General features: G+C 61.6%; 12 protein-coding genes. 6 read left to right on the top strand and 6 right to left on the bottom strand.

The window, feature by feature from the left end; genetic code table 11:
* The first annotated feature begins 99 nt into the window (after window positions 1-99).
* The 4 genes from CXX84_RS09470 to CXX84_RS09455 all read left to right on the top strand — a co-directional run bounded on the left by CXX84_RS09470 (window position 100) and on the right by CXX84_RS09455 (window position 7,433).
* A complete protein-coding gene (locus CXX84_RS09470) occupies window positions 100-3,132 on the top strand; it encodes an Ig-like domain-containing protein (RefSeq protein WP_223253046.1) in 3,033 nt (1,010 codons plus the stop codon).
* A 369-nt stretch (window positions 3,133-3,501) separates the two neighbouring features.
* Window positions 3,502-5,103, top strand: a complete 1,602-nt coding sequence (locus CXX84_RS09465) for a polysaccharide biosynthesis tyrosine autokinase (RefSeq protein WP_189337554.1) — start codon at window positions 3,502-3,504, stop codon at window positions 5,101-5,103.
* 84 nt (window positions 5,104-5,187) lie between these two features.
* Window positions 5,188-6,318, top strand: coding sequence for a glycosyltransferase (locus CXX84_RS09460; RefSeq protein ID WP_102976453.1), 1,131 nt, complete (start codon window positions 5,188-5,190; stop codon window positions 6,316-6,318).
* Window positions 6,318-7,433 (top strand): glycosyltransferase, encoded by a 1,116-nt coding sequence (locus CXX84_RS09455; RefSeq protein WP_102976452.1) that lies wholly within the window; start codon window positions 6,318-6,320, stop codon window positions 7,431-7,433. Before CXX84_RS09460 ends, CXX84_RS09455 begins: the two co-directional genes overlap by 1 nt.
* Here the strand turns inward: CXX84_RS09455 and CXX84_RS09450 are convergent.
* Window positions 7,420-8,124: a helix-turn-helix transcriptional regulator gene (locus CXX84_RS09450; protein ID WP_102976451.1), complete on the bottom strand. Its 705-nt coding sequence runs from the start codon at window positions 8,122-8,124 to the stop codon at window positions 7,420-7,422. The two genes, CXX84_RS09455 and CXX84_RS09450, sit on opposite strands and share 14 nt — an antisense overlap.
* Before the next feature lie 73 nt (window positions 8,125-8,197).
* Here CXX84_RS09450 and CXX84_RS09445 point away from each other — a divergent pair, with 73 nt between their 5' ends.
* A complete protein-coding gene (locus CXX84_RS09445; protein ID WP_102976450.1) occupies window positions 8,198-8,935 on the top strand; it encodes an alpha/beta fold hydrolase in 738 nt (245 codons plus the stop codon).
* 4 nt (window positions 8,936-8,939) lie between these two features.
* On the opposite strand, the gene CXX84_RS09440 is transcribed toward CXX84_RS09445, so the two are convergent.
* Both CXX84_RS09440 and CXX84_RS09435 read right to left on the bottom strand, forming a co-directional pair.
* Complete coding sequence (locus CXX84_RS09440; RefSeq protein WP_189337553.1) at window positions 8,940-10,259, bottom strand: hypothetical protein; 1,320 nt, start codon at window positions 10,257-10,259, stop codon at window positions 8,940-8,942.
* A gap of 228 nt (window positions 10,260-10,487) precedes the next feature.
* Window positions 10,488-11,552 (bottom strand): glycosyltransferase, encoded by a 1,065-nt coding sequence (locus CXX84_RS09435; RefSeq protein ID WP_146031862.1) that lies wholly within the window; start codon window positions 11,550-11,552, stop codon window positions 10,488-10,490.
* A 418-nt stretch (window positions 11,553-11,970) separates the two neighbouring features.
* On the opposite strand from CXX84_RS09435, the gene CXX84_RS09430 reads away from it, so the two are divergent.
* Window positions 11,971-13,422: a lipopolysaccharide biosynthesis protein gene (locus CXX84_RS09430; RefSeq protein ID WP_189337552.1), complete on the top strand. Its 1,452-nt coding sequence runs from the start codon at window positions 11,971-11,973 to the stop codon at window positions 13,420-13,422.
* Between the two features lie 189 nt (window positions 13,423-13,611).
* Here the strand turns inward: CXX84_RS09430 and CXX84_RS09425 are convergent, their stop codons facing one another.
* The 3 genes from CXX84_RS09425 to CXX84_RS09410 are packed head-to-tail and all read right to left on the bottom strand — an operon-like array spanning window position 13,612 to window position 17,880.
* Window positions 13,612-15,081, bottom strand: a complete 1,470-nt coding sequence (locus CXX84_RS09425) for a hypothetical protein (RefSeq protein WP_223253045.1) — start codon at window positions 15,079-15,081, stop codon at window positions 13,612-13,614.
* Between the two features lie 46 nt (window positions 15,082-15,127).
* On the bottom strand, window positions 15,128-16,153 hold the full coding sequence (locus CXX84_RS09415; protein ID WP_102976444.1) for an aminoglycoside phosphotransferase family protein: 1,026 nt from the start codon (window positions 16,151-16,153) through the stop codon (window positions 15,128-15,130).
* Window positions 16,150-17,880 carry a hypothetical protein gene (locus CXX84_RS09410; protein WP_146031859.1) on the bottom strand — a complete coding sequence of 577 codons (1,731 nt, stop codon included), beginning with the start codon at window positions 17,878-17,880 and terminating at the stop codon, window positions 16,150-16,152. Before CXX84_RS09410 ends, CXX84_RS09415 begins: the two co-directional genes overlap by 4 nt.
* Window positions 17,881-18,484 lie beyond the last annotated feature (604 nt).

Below are 18,484 nucleotides of genomic sequence, written 5' to 3'. Positions count from 1 at the left end.
TCGCGAGGTCTACATTGGCTTGCACTCACACGTTCAAGCAGGGGACGCCAGAGCAGCGGCGCATCATCAGCGCCAAACCTCCGCAATCAAGGACCTCGTATGCACACCACAAAAGTTCGCTCCCTCGTTCCACAAGCCCTGGCACTCACCATGGCGCTTTTCCTGGGCCTGATTGCGGTTGGCACCCCTGCCCAGGCGGCAGAAAACTATGGCTACCAGAGCATCAGCTATGCGGGCGTGGTCAACACGCCGACGTCGGACAAGCCCCAGAGCAAGCTGTGGTGGAATGACGGATCCTGGTGGGCTGACATGTGGACCACAGGAACCGGCTGGCAAATTTACCGGCTGGACAGGGCCACCAAAACGTGGGTGAGCACCGGTCTCACGAATGACACCAGGAGCAGCACGCTGTCCGACACGCTGTGGGACGGCAACAAACTGTACATCGCGTCTCATGTGGCCACCATCTCCGGAGACTCCGGCTCAAAAGCGTCGCTCACGGGGCAGCCCGCAAAGCTGTACCGCTACAGCTATGCTGACGGCAAATACACGCTGGACTCCGGCTTCCCCAGCAACATCAACAACAACAGCAGCGAGTCCATGACAATCGCCAAGGACACTGACGATGTTGTGTGGGCCACGTGGACGCAAGTATCCGGAAGCTCAACCGCCGGGTTCACCAGCAGCGTCTATGTCAATTCGCTGAACCCGGGCACAACAGCCTGGGGGACGCCGTTCGTCCTTCCGGTCGCCGACCCGAACCCGGCACCGGATGACATTTCCGCAATCGTCGCCTACGGGAGCAACAAAATCGGTGTGATGTGGAGCGACGCTCCGGCCGGGACGGTCTACTGGGCCACCCGGACAGACGGAACGCCTGCTTCCGCAGCATCATCATGGAAAGTCCAGCCAGCGGTACAGGGCAAAGGACAGGCCGACGATCATTTGAACATCAAGGCGCTCCTGGCCGATTCGGCAGGACGAGTCTTCGCGGCGGTGAAGACGAGCCTGGATTCTTCGACGGACAAAACGCTTCCACAGTTGCAGCTGCTGGTCTTCCGGCCGGGAACCGGCTCTTTCACCAGGTCCACCATCGCCACCCTTGCCGACTGTGTCACCCGTCCACAGATCCTGCTGGACACGACCAACAAGCTGGTGCGGGCGTTCCATACGGCACCCTCCACGTCAGCATCCGGATGTGCATATTCAGGGGTACCCGGCAGTATCTACGAAAAGACTGCATCCATGGACAATCCCGTCTTTGGCAGCGGTAGAGGCACGCCCGTCATCCAGGACGGGGCGTCTGCCAACGTCAACGACGTAACCACCACAAAGCAGGGTGTCAGTGCGACCACAGGCGTAGTCCTCCTCGCCAGCAACAAAGCAACACAGCGCTACTGGTTCTCAGACCGTTCGCTTGGAACGGCGCCTCCGCCGCCGGCGGACACGACGGCTCCGACCGTGACGGCCACCTCTCCGGCTGCCGGCGCCAGTGGCGTGGCACTGGCGGCGAACGTGACCGGATCCTTCTCGGAGGCAATGGATGCCTCGACCGTCAGCTCAGCCACCTTCACGGTAAAGACGGGAACGACGACGGTCCCCGCCGCCGTCGCATATAACAGCACAGACAAAGTAGCGACGCTGAACCCTACTGCTGACCTGGCGGCCGGAACAACATATACGGCGACGATCAGGGGCGGTTCCACGGGCGTGAAGGATGCTGCCGGCAACGCCCTGGCGACGGACAGGACCTGGACCTTCACCACGGCCACCGCGGGAGGCGGCAGCACCTCCGAGACCGTCACCCTCACAGCCACGGCTGACAGCTGGGTGGCAGGCGGGGCAGCGGCCACGAACTATGGAACCGCCACCACGTTGAGTGTGGACAACAGCCCGGTGGAGCTCGCGTACCTGAAATTCGACCTGTCAACGTACGCCGGCAGAACAGTGGAGAGCGCGATTCTGCAGCTGCGCAGCGCCGGCAGTGGGTCAGCGGGCAAGCAGAACGTCAAGCTGGTGGCCGATGACAGCTGGACCGAGGGCGGCATCACATACAACAACCGCCCCACACCCGGCACCAGCATCGGCACTCTGGGCCCAACAACAACCAACGCCAGCTACGGCATCCCGCTGACCGCCAGCGGCGTGGCCGGTGACCTCGGCCAGCAGCTCTCCCTCGGCCTGGACACCACCAGCACCGACGGCCTGGACCTCAACTCCAGGGAAGCCGGCAGCACCGCGGCACCCAAACTCGTCCTCACCCTCGGCGCCGGCGGGGGAAGCGGTGGGTCGATGCCGCCGCCTGCGGATACCACGGCTCCGACGGTGACGGGTACCTCCCCGGCTGGTGATGCTACCGGGGTGGCCACCACCACAAATGTGACTGCCACGTTCTCCGAAGCGATGAACGCCTCGACCATCACGCCAGGCACGTTCACGTTGACGAACGGGGCGACGACGGTTTCGGCCGCGGTGACGTCCAACAGCACAGGCACCACTGCGACGCTGGACCCGGGCGCGGACCTGGCCGCGGGCACGACGTACACGGCAACGATCAAGGGTGGCTCCAGTGGCGTGAAGGATGGTGCCGGCAACGGGTTGGCGGCGGACAAGACGTGGACCTTCACCACTGCCTCCGCAGGCGGCAGCGCTGCACAGACCGTCACACTCACAGCAACCGCTGACAGCTGGGTGGCAGGCCTGGCACCTGCAACGAACTACGGCACCGCCAGCACCCTGAGCGTGGACAACAGTCCAGCGGAGGTCACGTACCTCAAGTTCGACCTGTCAGCGTACGCCGGCAGGACCCTGGAAAGTGCGACGCTTCAGCTGCGCAGCGCAGGGAGTGGCTCGCTGGGCAAGCAAAACGTCAAACTCGTCACTAATGACAGCTGGACCGAAAGCGGCATCACGTACAACACCCGTCCTGCGCCCGGCACCATCCTTGGCACACTCGGCCCGACAGCCGCCAACAGCAACTACAACGTCCCGCTGGCCGCCAGCGGGCTGAACGGTGAGCTTGGCCAGCAGCTCTCCCTTGGCCTGGACACCATCAGCACTGACGGCCTGGACCTTAACTCCAGGGAAGCCGGCAGCACCAGCGCACCCAAGCTCGTCCTCACACTGAGGTAGGAGGCCGAGGCTCAAACGGGTGCCGGGACTGCATTCGCAAAGGGTGCTGTCCCGGCACCGGCCCTTTTCTACAAGGGCAAGTGCGTATTTCCCTCAGTTCCACAGATAAGCCGGCACAAACCTGCAGATAACCGCAATTTCCACATTATTCCCCCGGGGCAGCCACAAGCCCCCCGGCTTATCAAACCCCGGTGTTCAGCACCGTATTAGCTTTGCAACACGCAATAGCGATACAGCAACACAGGAAACCCGCCGAAAAAAGGGGCAGTCATGGCAGAAGAAAAGGTCTTTCGCATCGACCCGGCCGCACCAGGCCCTTCCGTCGCGCCTGCTTATCCAGCACGTCAACCTGCAGAAGGGATCGGAGTCTTGAGTAATCAAGATAGTGGCGGCAGCGAGGTATCAGCTGCCGGAATGGGACTGAGGGACTATGCCCGGGTAGCCATGACGTACTGGAAGTACATCACTGTGGTGACCTTGATCATCACAGTGATTGCCGCCGCGTGGAGTGCTGTTCGCCCCCGGATCTACGCCGCCGAAGCCAGTGCCGTTGTGCTGGCGGTAGGCACCGACAACGTCAGCAGCTTGTTGGCCGGCGACAACCTGGCCAAGGCAAGGGCCAAGAACTACAAGTCCTTGGCCGAGTCCCGGCTTGTCGCCGGCAACGTCAGCGAGGCAACCGGGCTCAACATAACCGGCGACGCCCTGCTGGGATCCATTACTGTCACGGTTCCCCGCGACACAGCGGAAATCCGGATTAAGGCCGAGTCGCCGGATCCGGCCACCGCCCAAAGAGTTGCCGACGCGTGGATTGTGGAACTGGGCAAGCAGGTCCAGGACCGGGAGATCGCCGCAGCTGCCGCAGCAGTGGCAAACCAGCCTGCGGTCCCTGAAACGCCGGGCCAGCCGGCTCCCCCGGTAACGCCGCCACTTTCTTTGGTTTCGCTGGATTCAGCCACTGTCCCCACCGATCCTGTCTCCCCTGGCCTCGGGCTCACAGCCCTTTTCGGGGCGGTCGTGGGACTCCTTCTGGCCTACTCTTCAGCACTCCTTCGCGACCGCCTGGATCGCCGCGTACGCACCGCCGGCGACGTCGAACGGCTCTTTTCGGTACCCGTCATCGGCGCGCTTCCCGTGGATCTCCGGCTTACAGGCGAGAACAAGGTGTTGGGCGGTGTGCCTGCAGCCCCAACGGCAGGTTCACGTGGAGAAAGCCCTGCTTTCGCGGAGGCGCTTCGCGAACTGCGGACCAACCTGACCTTCCTTGACGTGGACAACCCGCCCCGGATCATCGTGGTCACAAGCTCGGTGAGCGGGGAAGGGAAGTCAACAATTGCCGCCAACCTGGCCTCGGCGATATCGGCAGGAGGTGAGCAGGTCATCGTTGTTGACGGCGACCTGAGGCATCCAAGCGTCGCCAAGATATTCGACGTGATTCCCGGCATAGGGATTACCGACATCCTGACCGGGAAAGCGGAAGTGGATGACGTTCTCCAGCAAAGAAGCGATCTTCCCAACCTGTCGATTTTGGGTTCAGGCCGAATTCCGCCAAATCCCAGCGAGCTTCTGAGCTCGCATGCCATGAAGCAGCTGATTGACTCTTTGTCCGAAAAGGGCATTGTGATAATCGACGCTCCGCCTCTCCTCCCCGTGACCGATGCTGTGCTCCTGGCGAAAATCGCGGACGGCGCCATCGTGGTTGTCAAAGCAGGTAAAACGACAAAAGACCAACTCACAAAGTCACTCGGAAACGTTCGAAAAGTGCACGCAACCGTTCTCGGCACGCTTCTTAACTGCGTTCCGGCCAAAGAATTTGATGGTTATTCGTACTACACCGCCGAGCCGGACTCCGAGGACAGCAGCTCTCCCGAAGGCACCGACAACACGCCTGAAGCGGTGGAGCAGCCGGCCCCTGCTGAATCATCGCGCTCCAGTAAGGACTCCCTGTCCAGGAGCGTTACGTCCTTTTAGGCAACACCGCCGGCCCCCTGAACGCCACAGCGGCGTTCAGGACGTGCCCCGGCACACCGGCTGAGAACTTACAGAGGAGAACGAATGTCTAAGTCTGTCGTCGTCATAGGGACACGCGGCTACCCGAGCTATTATGGCGGTTTTGAGACTGCCGTCCGGCGGCTGGCACCATTTCTTGCCGATGCCGGCTGGGACGTCAACGTCTACTGCCGGGCGGGCCAAACGAAAGACGACGACGAGGCACGCGACCCACGGGTTCGGACAACAAGGACCGTCGGGCTCGAGAGCAAGTCCCTGAGCACCCTTTCCTTCGGATTGTCTTCCGTCCTTCATGCCCTCTGGCACAAGCCCCAGGTCGCGCTCGTGATGAACGTTGCCAACGGCTTCTTTTTGCCGCTCTTGAAGCTTCGGGGAATACCAACAGTCGTAAACGTGGACGGCATCGAGTGGGAACGTGCCAAATGGAATCGTTTCGCTAAATCGGTGTTCAGGCTGGGAGCCCGGATGACTGCCCGGTATGGCACCATCCTGATAAGCGACTCCCTTGAAATTCAGCGGCGCTGGAAGCAGGACTTCGGGCGCGACAGCGTCTTCATTCCGTATGGCGCCAACCTTTCGAGCCCCAGCGACGTCGTGCCGGGACTCAAGGAGGAGTCCTACGTGCTCATGGTGGCCAGGTTTGTTCCCGAGAACACTGTCTCGGAGTTTTTCCAGGCAGCCGAAGCCCTGGCCGAGCACCACCCGGTGGTGATTGTCGGTTCCAGCGGGTACGGCGGCCCGTTGGATGAGGCTGCCCAGCGGTTAGGTGAACACCCCAATGTTCAATGGCTCGGCCACGTCAGTGATGACAGGAAACTCCTTTCGCTGTGGCACCATGCCGGGGCGTATTTCCACGGCCACAGCGTCGGAGGCACAAACCCTGCGCTCGTGCAGGCTATGGCCTGCGGGGCGCCCGTAGTGGCCCGCCGCACCCCCTACAACGCTGAGGTACTGGCAGCAGAAGAGCACCTTGTCTCACCCGAACCCCTGGCTATCGAGCAGGCACTGCGCCGCATGCTGACTGATCACGAGCTGCGGGCGAAGGCCCGGGCCGCGAACAGGGACCGCGCTGCCATCCACTACAACTGGGACGATGTCTGCCGCAACTATGAATTGACGCTGCAGGAGGCCATGCTCGGGAAGAAGGCAATCACAGTCGACAGCGGGAAACACTGATGAGCTTTGGACTGCGGACCCGTGTATTGCCCGCTGAACGGCCGGCCACCAGTGGGGGCCCCCGCCTGATAATCCTCAATCCCCTGGGTGTGGCACTGAGCCACTACACGGACGCTCTTGTGCATCAATTCGCTGATGCCGGAATAGAAACAGATGTGCTTTCCATTGTGGAACCCTCCCAATCGGGAAAGAACCGCTTTCGGTGGCTGGCCGAGTACTCCTCCTTGCTTTACTCGGCCGGACGCCGGACGCGCCAACGCAACTCTTCGGAGCAGGTTCTCCTTACCTGGCCTGTGCTGGGATTCCTGGATCTCTTGCTGGTTAAAGCTTTCTGCGGTGACTCCGGCGTCATCGTTTACCACGATCCGCAGCCGCTGGTCCGGGCTGTGGGCAGCAGCAAAGCGGTGGCCGGCCTGGTGAGGCTCGTGAAAAACCGGCCGGGAACCCTTGTACACAGCAACGTAGCTGCTGACGCAATGGACGCCGTCGGACTTACGAACGGCCTTATGTTGGTGCCCCATCCCATGCTTCCCCCGGCGGAGCCGGAAAAGCAGTCCAACGCCACCCTGGACGCCGGCAGGAGGCCGCGGGTCCGGGTGCTTGGACAATACAAGGCCGACAGGGATCTTGCGCTCCTCACGTCGTTGGCCGGCAGGTTGGGCTCCAACTACGACCTTGACATTGTGGGCCGTGGTTGGCCGGCCGTTGAGGGATGGAACGTGGATGCGCGCTTTGTCCCTGAGGATGAGCTCGATGAACTGATCGGAACCAGCGACGCCATCGTCATCCCCTATAAGCGCTTTTACCAAAGCGGTATAGCAATCCGGGCCCTTGAACAGGCTGTCCCAATAGTCGGACGTGTCGGGACCAGCCTGGATGACTTGTACGGTCCGCAATCGCGCCTCCTGGTTGCCGCGAAAGATGAAGCACCCGGCCTGGAGGTCGAAGCCTGGGCATCGGCAATTGAATACGCGATGGGTCCAGGAAAAGCTGAGACATTGCGTGCTGCAAAAATCTTCCACAACGAAGCAGCAAAAGGCTGGGGCTTGCTCGGACGCCGGTTGCTGGCCAAAGCGTCCGCCCGCCGCTTCACTGGCGGCCTCAAAGGTCCCTAGATGTTGTGGCCACCGGTCTGGCGTTCGCTGGAGGTTCTCCGACCTCTTGGATGGTATGGCCGCTGCAGGCCGTCCTGGTGACGTTGGCCCGCTCAATCCGCGAGACGGTGAACCATCGCATGGCGTTCCGCAGTTGGCACCACCCAACCAGGTACCACTGCCCGTTCGTGGAGGCGAAGAGCACTGGCTCAACGTCGCGGGTGGTCGTGGTCTCGTCTCTCGACGTGTAACGAATGCGGATCACCCGCTGCTCGGCCATCGCCTCCTCCAGGGCCGACTTGATTGCGCGCGAAGAGGAGGGAAGCGCGTTGACCCAGACGCGGTGGGCCAGTTCGTCGGCTCGTGCCCGGGTTTTGGGATCAAGGACGTCCAGGATTTTCCGGATACCTGCTGCTGCCAGATCGGCGTAGGGGGCATCGGGTGCAGCAGACATGGCTGCCATGAGCGCCACGGCCTGCGCTGGGGACAGGCTGACAGGCGGCAGGGATGCGCCCGGAGCCAATCCGTAGCCGCCGCCTGGACCTGGGCGGGACCATACAGGCGCACCGCTGTTCTCCAACGCCTCGAGGTCTCTCTTAATGGTGCGCACGGATACCTCGAACTGCCTCGCCAACCGTTCTGCGGAAACCCCCCGCACGCCGCTGCGGCGCAGTATCTCGGATAAAGCATGGAGCCGCTCGGCCCGCTTCACGGTTCAAACCCCGCCAAATTCATGACATAAACAGTGCCACACCCTTGTCCGTAATGCCTGCAACGGTAGTGGCATGACAACTACTGCACGCAGTCCGATCATTCTCATCGCCGGCCACTGGCTGGGCGCTTGGGCGTGGGACGAAGTCCTTGAACACCTGACATCCTGCTGCTCTGGTGCCATCGCGATGACACTGCCCGGTCTCGACGGGGAGGATCCCGAGCGTGCAACGAGGACTCTCGACGATCAAGCCGCAGCTGTCCTGGACGTCATGACTCAACTCGGGGTTTCCGGGGATCAGCCCGCGACTCTCGTCGCTCACAGTGGGGCGAATGCCCCCGTCAGCCTCGTCCTGGACCGACACCCTGGGCTTATCCATCGAGTGGTGTGGGTCGACTCCGGACCTGTGGCGACGGGAACCACGTTCGTCCCGGACGTCCAGAAGGAGTTGGCGGAGCTTCCGTTGCCGCCCTTCGACGTCCTCGCACAGCAGGCGAGCCTCGAAGGCCTGAGCGCAGAGGTCCTCGAGCGTTTTCGGGCCCGGGCCGTCCCTGAGCCCGGGCCCGTGCTCCGTCAGCCCGTCAAACTCACGAACGATGCCCGCCGCAAGGTCCGGACCACCCTGGTGTGCTGCTCGATCCCAAGCGCGCAGGTACTGGAGCTGGCCCGCGCAGGCCATGCCATGTTTGCCGAAGTCGCGAACATCGAACACCTCGACGTCATTGACCTCCCGACAGGCCATTGGCCCATGTGGAGCCGTCCCCGCGACCTCGCCAAGGCCATTCAATCAGCGGCTTCGCGAACCAACTGAACTCTCACACCGCCTGCTGCCGCCGCGGACGGGATGACGGCAAGGGCGACCGGGGCGTCCGGGGAGCCAGGGCCGCCGGAACGGGCCGATAGTGTGCTTTCACCGGTGCCCGCATGGCCAGTACCGAGCCCACGATAAGCCAGAAGACCGGCGTCGAGGCCATGGATGAAGCTGACTCGGACGAGGCAACAGCCAGCAGAAAGCCCACAGCGACCCACACCGGAAGGCTGCGGGCTTTCGGCACCCTTCCCAGAAGTTTGCCGAAGTGCACCAGGAGCAGAAGTGTGGCGGCAATCATCGGCCAGCCCATCCATGCGAAATACAACCCGAGAAGGCTTTCACTGCCAACGCCGGTCGAGGCACCTTCAAGCGCGGCCTGGTACCCGGTGGTGCCAAAGCCAAGTCCGATAGGTGACTGCAGGCCGAGCATGAATCCGGAAAACAGGCCGTCTGAATGGCTGGCCGTGTTGCCCTGCTCCACAAAGGTCGCAAACATGTACGACCCGAGGCCAAGACCCACCAGTATGCCTGCGTACTTGCCGACCTTGACCCAGATGAAGAAGACCACGGTGACCACGATAAAGATCAGCATCCCCGCGCGGGCATAAGCGAAGAAAAGGGATACGCCAATGGCAGCAAGCATTCCGAGCCTGGCGAAACTTCGAAGTTTTGCCACCGCCGCAAAGGCTCCGAGTCCCAGCAGGAAACCCATAACCGGGGGGTTCATGAAAGGGCCGCCGGGACGGAAGGTGAGATCCCCTCCGGACACTCCGTCCGCGAAATAGGCGGGCGGCAAACCCATCCGCATACTGTCCGGGTTCCCGCCCACGACGTTTACGTGGTACCAGGCCGGATCAATAAGGGGGGCCTGCATGACTTCCTCGACGAGGACCCATACCACGGTCAGTCCGGCCAGGACCAGCAGGTAGCTGCTGATCTTCGTCCACCTGATGTCGTTGCGGTAGACAAAGCCGGCAAACACGAGGCCAAGGGGCATAAGCACCTGCCGCGCCTGGGCAATCCCGATCTCCCCGTCCGGCGATCGCAGATACCCGATCCCCGCCAGGAGGACCAGAACCAGCATGAGCGCCAGCGCCTTGTGCAGGCGCTTGTCCGGCGCGCTGAATGCCTTGATGATCGCAGCCGTAACAAGAACGGCAGCGGGTACATCGTCAAGGTACTGGAAGGCATCGGATCTGGTCAGGCTGATGAGTGCCGCCTGTGACCAGCCGGCCGCAATAATCAGCAGGACCAGCACATGGTATGAGCGCCCCAGGATCAATACGAAGCTGATTGCTGCTGAAGCGGTGACAACAAAAGGCAAGAGCACGAGATTGTCGTTCCTCTCCAGAATCATCGCAATGCTGAAAATGGGGCTGCGAAATCCACTACAGACCGACCTGCATGCCGCTGGTATCACAAAGCGTCACGTTCCAACGGGCGTCCGTCTTCCCCAACCTAAGACGGTCTCCGCTCCCCCACAAGGTTAACGACGTGAGTCTGCGGGTATCCGCATAACCGCTGCGGACGTGGGCTGTCTCTGAAACGGAACCTAAAGGATCATGGACCTTCCCTCAAGAGATGCACTGACAGCCTCTTTCCAGCGCGCAAGGAACGGCGCGGCGGCCTGCGGAACTGTCCGCGCCTCCTGCAACTCCCCTATCTGGTGGTCGAGGTGGTCCATCTGGGCGGTATCGTTGATGGTCCGGTAGGCCACCTCTGCCAGTTCGTGAACAGAGGGCCGTACGACGAGCAACCCGCCGGCCCCGGAAGCTTCACCAAGTGTTCCTGAATCAAACCCGATGACCGGAGTGCGGTATGCGAAGGCGCGGGAAGCCACACCGGAAGCAGGCAGCATCTTCCCGTAATAGCGGCTGGTCTTGTCGTAGGGGAGGAGGATGGCCCTCACGGACTCAAAAAACGCGTCCTCCTGTTGTCCCTCTACCGCTCCCAGGATTGTGACTCCGGGTATGGCCGGCAGTTTTTCCGTTCCTCGCCCGGCGACACGGATTTCGACCTCCGCGGGAAGTTCACGGCGGAGGTCAAGGAGCCTTTCGAAGCCCTTGCCCTTGGAGGCGTGACCATACAGGCCCACTGCGAGCGGACGCTGTGACGCAGGCTTCAGCAGGGCCCTGGGAGGTATGAAGTGCTGCCCGCTCAGCACGGGGCACGCTGGAAACGTCTCCCGAAGCGCTGCCGCTCCGGCGTCACTCAGCGCGAACAAGGTGGTATCCCTCAGCAGTAATCGTTCCAGCCGGGTGCTGAGGGGCCGTAACGGGAGGTGGATCCCGTGGTGAAGGATCTTGCTCCTGGCAACCAGCTCGAAGCGGAATGGCCACCAGACGGTCTGAGGGGGGTCGTGCACGGTTGCCGTTGTGATGACGTCCCGGGAGCGGCCGGCGAGCAGCCAGAAGGGCGCCAGCGACGCAGCCGACAACTCGAAGTGAACAACCACGGGACCGGCAGCAAGGCACTGCCTGATCTCTCTTGAGAGCTTTTGTCTGTCACGCCATACATCAAGGAGGCCCACGTTACCCGGCCCTGCGGTTCTGATCTCACGGAAGCCTGCAAAGTTGGGCGTCGCTGCTGCAATGAACTCTTCCGCATAATCACCCACTCCCCCTGAACCCGCCCGGGGCGCAACCAGTATGAGTGTTGCGGGAATTTGCAAGGTGCCGGACAGTGGCACTGCGCCTGAATTGATCACGTTACTCCGCGTCTTACACAAAGGGACGAAAAAGTGGGTGTCACGGTCCCCTTAAATCTCTCTAAAGGGATTTATACGATCCTGCTTATAGTATGCATCAGTAATAGGGTGCAATACCCGGGAATTCAAACCGATAATTGCTTCCCGCTGCCGGTCCCGACGTCGGGAAGCCTAATGTTGGATGAAATCCAGGAGTGCACCGTTTTCATGATGGACCACCGGGACCAAGCTTAAGCTCAATAACAGCTCAATAAAAGGCTGCTTCTCCCCAAGCAACAGCACTCGACAGTAAACTTTTGCAATGAGGCCACAGGAAGGCTCGAAAACCATGACGAACGTTGCTGGTGGACTTGCCCGGGTCGGTTTCCGGGGAGCGGTATGGCAAGGGCTGGCCCTTGTGGGCGGCAAAGGCATCGTCCTTGTGACGACGATCGTGCTTGCGCGTCTCCTGTCGCCTGAACAGTACGGCCTCGTTGCCGCGGCGCTTGTCCTGATGGCCTATGTCGAGACTGTTGCTGACGCCGGCGTGGCGCAGGCTTTGGTCTATTTGCCGCCTTCCGGAGTGGCGGCGCGCTCGGCGCTGCTGGTTTCCGTAGTGCTCGGGGGATCACTGGCGCTCATAACTTTCTTTGCCGCCCCCTGGATCGCCGGGCTCTTCCAACTGCCGGATGTGGCCCCCCTGGTACAGGTGCTGGCTGTTGCCGTGCTTGCCACGGCCCTGGGAGCGGTTCCTGAGGCTCTGCTGCGGCGCGATCTCCTGTTCAGGAAGTTGGCGGTGGCGCCGATCCTCCGCGCCCTCGTCACCGGAGTGCTCAGCCTGGTCCTGGCCTTCGCGGGTTACGGTGCCTTTTCCCTTGCGGCCGGTACCGCTGCCGGAACGGTTGCCTACGCAGCCACTTGCTGGTGGCTGGTCCGCAAGGATGCTCCGTGGCAGATCTGGCGCGTGGCCAAAGAGGCGCTCCGCGCAAACCTCAAATTCGGCGTGCCGGTGGCAGGCAGCAATCTACTGGCACGGCTGATCTTCGACATCGACTACGTGATCATCGGCGTGATTCTTGGCGCCCAGGCCCTGGGTTATTACACGCTGGCCTTCAGGCTTCCCGAAGCCCTGATCATCAACGTCTTCTTTGTGCTCTCCACGGTCCTGTTCCCGCTTTACACCCAGGTACAGCACCAGCCGGAACGGTTGCGGGACGGCTACCTGAAGGGTGTCCGCGTACAGTCCCTGTACGGCATGACGGCGGGTGTGGGGCTGGCAGTGCTGGCACCGATTATCGTTCCACTGGTCTTTGGCGGCCAGTGGTCTGAGTCTGTCATCCCGCTGGTTTTCCTTGCCCTCTACGCCGCAGCCCGTTCCCTGGGAGCGGGCGCGAATGACGTCTACAAGGCGATCGGCCGCCCCGGCATCTCGATCACTTTCTCAATCATCCGGCTGGCCGTGCTGGTGCCCGTCCTGGTGGTGGCTGCCCAGTGGGGGATCATCGCCGTCGCCTGCGCCCAAATGGCCACAGCGCTGCTCTTTGCCGTCGGGATGCAGACGGTAGCTGCGAAGGTGCTCCACATCCGGCCAAAAGCCATGCTGCGCGCTGTGTTGCCGGCCTTTGCCTGCAGCGTGGCCGTGGCGTTGGCGGGATTCATGGTCTTCCTGCTCCCCTACCTGGGGGCTCCCCTGACGGCGGCGCTGGTTTTTGTGGTCGCGATAGCCGCCGTATACGCGGTCCTCCGCTTTGGTTTCAAGGGCCTCCACAACGAACTGCTGCAGCTGCTTCGCCGCAACTGACAAAGATTTCATCTTCACAGCCGAAGATTACTGGTGGAGCAGGTTTCGGGCACCAGGGGTGGTCCCTCCGATGTGCAGGACCGACGGCCTCCCGCTTGGGCAATCAAGGGCTGATGCCCGTGCCGAGGACACCTGCTCGAAAGTGCTGGATCAATCTTTTCTGGCGGAGCTGCAGTTGCAGGGGACCGCTCAGCTTGGGCTGCTGCTTCCCTGAAGGACGCGGTTCATTTCCCGGTTGCGTCGCCCCTGAAGGTCCGCGCCGATGACCAGTCCAAGAATGATGAAGTAGGGAGCAGCCGAGTTGGGGCTGAGCGCCACCTCATTAAAGGCCGCGTTCAGCATAAAGCCACCCAACAGGCCTGCAGCCAGGGTCCGGTCGCGCACTTCTCTGATGCGCAGCACGTACTGGGAGAGGAGAACAAAGAAAACGACGTAAATGACGAGCCCGACGATGCCGAGCTGGCCGATCACCATTCCAAGACCGCTCTCAGTGACAGCTGACGTGGACTCCGATCCTTCCGAGAAAAGGCCGGCCAGGACGCCCGAGCTCCCAAGGCCCCGCCCCAAGGGATGACGCGGGAACTCGACAAAGGCGGCGGTGAACCCATCTATATGTGCCGTGGTACTTCCCGTTGAACTGGTCAACGTGAAGGCGTAAAAACTGAAAGCACCGGCGCCGAGTACCAGCAGAGCTGTTACATGGCTGATCCTCGAGGCGAAGTAGCGCGTCCAAACCGCAAAGAACACGAACAGCCCGAGGAGGGCGCCCTTGCTGACGGCGAGGACTATTGCCGCTACGGTGAGGATTTTGGCCAGCAGGCCTTTGAGGTACCAGGCTGCCATGAAGACGGCGAACAGGAAGGTTCCGAAGTTGACGGGGTCAGCAAACGGCCCGGCCATGCGCCGCAGGAATTCGCCGGGGACCAACTGTTCGGAAGCAAAGAAGTTTTTCGGCAGGCCGGAGTCCGCTTGAACGCTGATGCCCTTTTTCTCCCACAGCCCGCGAAGGTTAAGGGAGTCCCAGAAGTGCGGGATGTTTGCCTCGATGAAGCCGAAGATGATTGCGGCGAAGCCCAGCATGACCAGATAACGCAGGTAAACGACCCCATTCGCCCATGTGCTGGCGTGCAGGCCGATGAGGAGGAAGAGGAACGGCGCGACGATGTTTCTGGACGAAGCTATCGCCGCGGTCAGATCAGGCTGAAACAGGACGACGGTGGCCGCTCCGTAGAGTGCGAGGAACACGAGCGCGGCTGTCACCGAACTTATCAGCTTGCGGAGGGCCGGCTCGGAGGTGGGCTTCCTCCTGGCTACCAAAACGACGTACAGGGCCAGGGAGAATATGAAATTGAGGATGATGGCAAAGTGAAGCCGACTGTTATCCAACGTATCAGCGACCGTGGTCAGATAGACGTTTTGCGTCGCTGACATAATGGTGGGGATTATCAGGAAAAAGGAGATCTCGGCATTATGGCCGGCCATTCGGTGGATGAGTTGCGCTATTAAAGAAAAGAAGACGATTGCCACTGTCACTGCCAGCATTGCGGTCGTGCTGAAACTGGCCGCTATCGTAATGAGTGCCAAGCCGGCAGCCAAGGATAGAAATGGAATTACATCCAGCGCCGGCGAATACCCGCTGGTTGTTTTCTTGGTATACATCTTCCCCCCTGAAGGACTTGCCCAAAGCTGGTTGCCGGGCCATTAATCAGGCCGTGCGCACCAGCCAATCTGTGACCGCATGACGCCAAAGCCAAAAATCCCGGTCCGAGGTCACCGCTGTCTGCACGTGACTGGTTTCCCCTCCGTGTTCCGCCTGGCCGGAAAGCCGGTACGCCATGGAGGCGGCAGAACGGGCCCAGGTGGCGATGACCAGGTATGGAAGCAGCTCCGGGTCCACGTCGCGCAACCGAAGGTGCTTTGCAACGGATGCCAATGCCCAGCCGCCGGGACTGAAAGCGTTTTCGAAGGCACGGAGTTGAAGCCGCCGGGAAGACAAGGCATGTTCCTGTGACTGGCCGATGTACTGCAGGTAGAAGATCAAGTCATGGGCCGGAAGACCGTCAAGGCGCGAACGCTCCCAATCCACCACCTGGAGGCGGCCGTTGGGCTGCAGGAAGAGATTTTGATAGCTGAGATCCCCATGCTCCACAACCGCCGGGAGCTGCCGGGACCGGAGTGGCTCCAATACCTCATGGGTACGGTCAATCAGCCCTGCTACTTCCGTGTCTGTTGGCAACAGCGAGGCGAGATCGGCCAAGGGCCTGGCGATGGTCCGCTGGTACCAGTCCACGTTCTCCAGGACAGGCTTTGTGCACGGCATGGCTGCAACGAAGTTCATTCCGGCTTCCACGGCCAGTGGGAAGTTCTCTACAACGAGTTGGGGCTCCAGCAGGTTACCTGCGACCGCTGTCTCAACCAGGATCGTTTGTCCCCCGACGTCCAGCACTCCCACCACTTCCGGCGCCCCCTGCTCGGATCCCACTCCGAGCGATTTGAGCTGCAGTAGTACGTTGGCTTCCTTGCGCACGCTTTCGTTGTCTCCCGGCTGGCGGGCGATCTTGACCACGAGGCAGGGGGCTAGGGTGCCTGGCGCATAGATGAGAGCCACCACATGCCGGGAGGTGACAAACTGCGGCGTCAACAGAAGCGTGTCCCACCGGCCGCCGAGTCCGAACTTTTCGAGCCCTAGTTCCCGACGGTTTTCGCTGAGGATCCAGTCAATGAATTTCATGGCAGCTCCTGCCGGCCGGCTTCCCGTGCCCGCTGGCCAACCACAGTACCTTCAGCAGCAGCCACGTTGAACAAGCCCAGATTCAAGGCAAGCCTTCCGATGGCTGCCTTGGCCTTGCCAAAACGTACGCGCGAATAGTGGGACAAGGTATCGCTGACGGCAGTCCTTGATGCGGTGGGAACAAATCGTGCCGGCCGTTCGAGCGTCGGTACATGCCAGTAGACGGCCGGATCGTCAAAGCCCGCGCGCTCCATGGCGTGCTTCCACCCCGCCAGGGTGTGTGGCCCGGTGCCGAAGCGGAATGAGCGACGGACCTGTACGCACATCCAGCCACCCGGTTTTAGTGATTCGACGGCGGCCCCGAACAACGGTTTGTCCGGCTCCGAGAGCAGGACAACATCGAATTCACGGCTCGGGGCCTGCCCGTCAGCGGGCTCAAGACGTTGGGCGGACGGATCCAAAAGAAGCATGGCTGTGGCGGCATCATCGCTGACCCTGCCTCCGTAGCCGAGCTTTTCGGGGCGGACGACGGGAAGGAGGAAGCGCCAGTCCAACAGCATCCACAAATGCAGGGGCAGCCGCTCGGTGTCCGCTTCCTCCACCGCTTTTGTGCCTGCGAGAACGTTCCACAGGAGCTCGGTTGCCTTCAACCGGACCGTTGACGCGGACTCGCCTGCATCCAGGATGTATGCCGATGGAATGTCTTCCGCCAACTCCAGGTAGGCGTTGCGCCAACCTTCCAGTATCTGGGGACTGTGTTCGCCCTTCCTCGCGAACATCAGCTCACCAGGAGCGTCAAGGACCAGGACAAGATCGGGGCGCGGCTGGAAACGCAAGGCGAACGCATCTGTCAGCGCACCCAAACGGCTTCGTGCCTGTGAGCCAGGAAGCAGGGCGTCGAACGCCAGCCGGTCCATGAGCACCACACGGCCGCGCAGCGAATGGTACCTGGCGGCAAGTCCTGCCCTGAGTATCCGGAACACTTTCCTGACAAGGAAGCCGCCGCGTATCTTCTGGAGCCATCGATCCTGGGGACTGCTGGACCACAGCCCCATGTAGACATAGGCAGACGGCAGGGGGCAGCCGGAACGGAGGCCATGGAGGAGGGTCGTTTTGCCCGCTCCGTCGGGGGCCAGCGCACCGACCACAGGCCCCCTCCCCTTGAGGCGCGGACCCACCCGCCGCAGTGCCCTGCTTGTTGAGCTGACCAGCCACGGCGGAACCCTGGTACCTGTCCATATTCGTTTCAATGCGGCGGCCTTAGCGGGGACCTCGTCGAAACTCCCCGACTGGAGCACCCCGAGAAGCTCTTCCGCCGTTCCGTCTCCCAGTGTCCGGTCCAGGTAGGCAGCTACGGGGTCGGCTCCTGAAGCCAGGGCCGCTGCGGAACGGGCGGCAGGAACCCGGGAGGATGCAACTTCACCCTTATCGAGTACCAGGTGCAGGATCTGAAGCCACGCCTGGTCTTGAGCCTGCGGCAGCCACAACGGCCCAAGCGCCGTGCGCCGTTGGAGGCATCCGGAAGCGAGATCGGTACCCAGCTCCTGGAAATACCCGAAGCTGATGTCCGACACGATGTCCAGCTTGAGCCAGAGGTCTTCACCGGCGAGATAGCGGAAGTAGAAGCGATGGCTACCGTGACCCAGCGCGATGACGCGCCGGAAGCCCACGCCGGCAAGAAGGCCGTCCAGGCGGGCCAGCAGGTCCGGGGAAACAAGCAGGTCCACATCTCCTGCGGGGCGGACCAGGTCCAGTTCCCCCCGGAGAAGAACCCATGGGGATCCGGCATTATCCAATTCCCGGAAAACGGCAATAAGGGACGAATTTATACCGGGCAATGATTTTCCGTTGTTTTCTGCAGCGTTTTCGCTGACCAATTCCGACTCAGAATAAGAAACCGGAAGCTGGGGGGAATTGGACAATTCGCTCACCACTTCATGAAAGTTGGAATGGGGACGCCGTCCGGTTGCTGAACCCCCAGCAGGCCCGTCGCCGACCCCTATGGCCGTCCCGAGAGCCTACCCCCCTACCTAACGGGCATCACGAGTAGTGGGTACTCGCTTTTTACGCCGCGCAACCCCTGAAGTACGTAGGTAGAGGGCGCGCCCGCAGGCACGTCCGCTAGGTATGGGGATCGGGCGGCCGGCGAAAGCATTAGGTAGGGGAGGGCACGCCCATGAGCGATTAGGTAGGTAGGGCATTAGCTGCCCCCTTGAGCAAAAGCAGGGGTGATCTTGAGCTAATACTAAGTGAAGAATATATGGCGCGGCGGACAAATTCAGGGATATATTCGCTTAACGGCTGGGAACCGTGCTGGAGGCGCAAGCCGAC

This window comes from Arthrobacter sp. AFG7.2, from assembly GCF_002892835.1.
Lineage (GTDB): Bacteria > Actinomycetota > Actinomycetes > Actinomycetales > Micrococcaceae > Arthrobacter.
The sequence above is the reverse complement of the archived record's forward strand: the minus strand, read 5'-3'. Positions and strand labels throughout refer to the sequence as shown.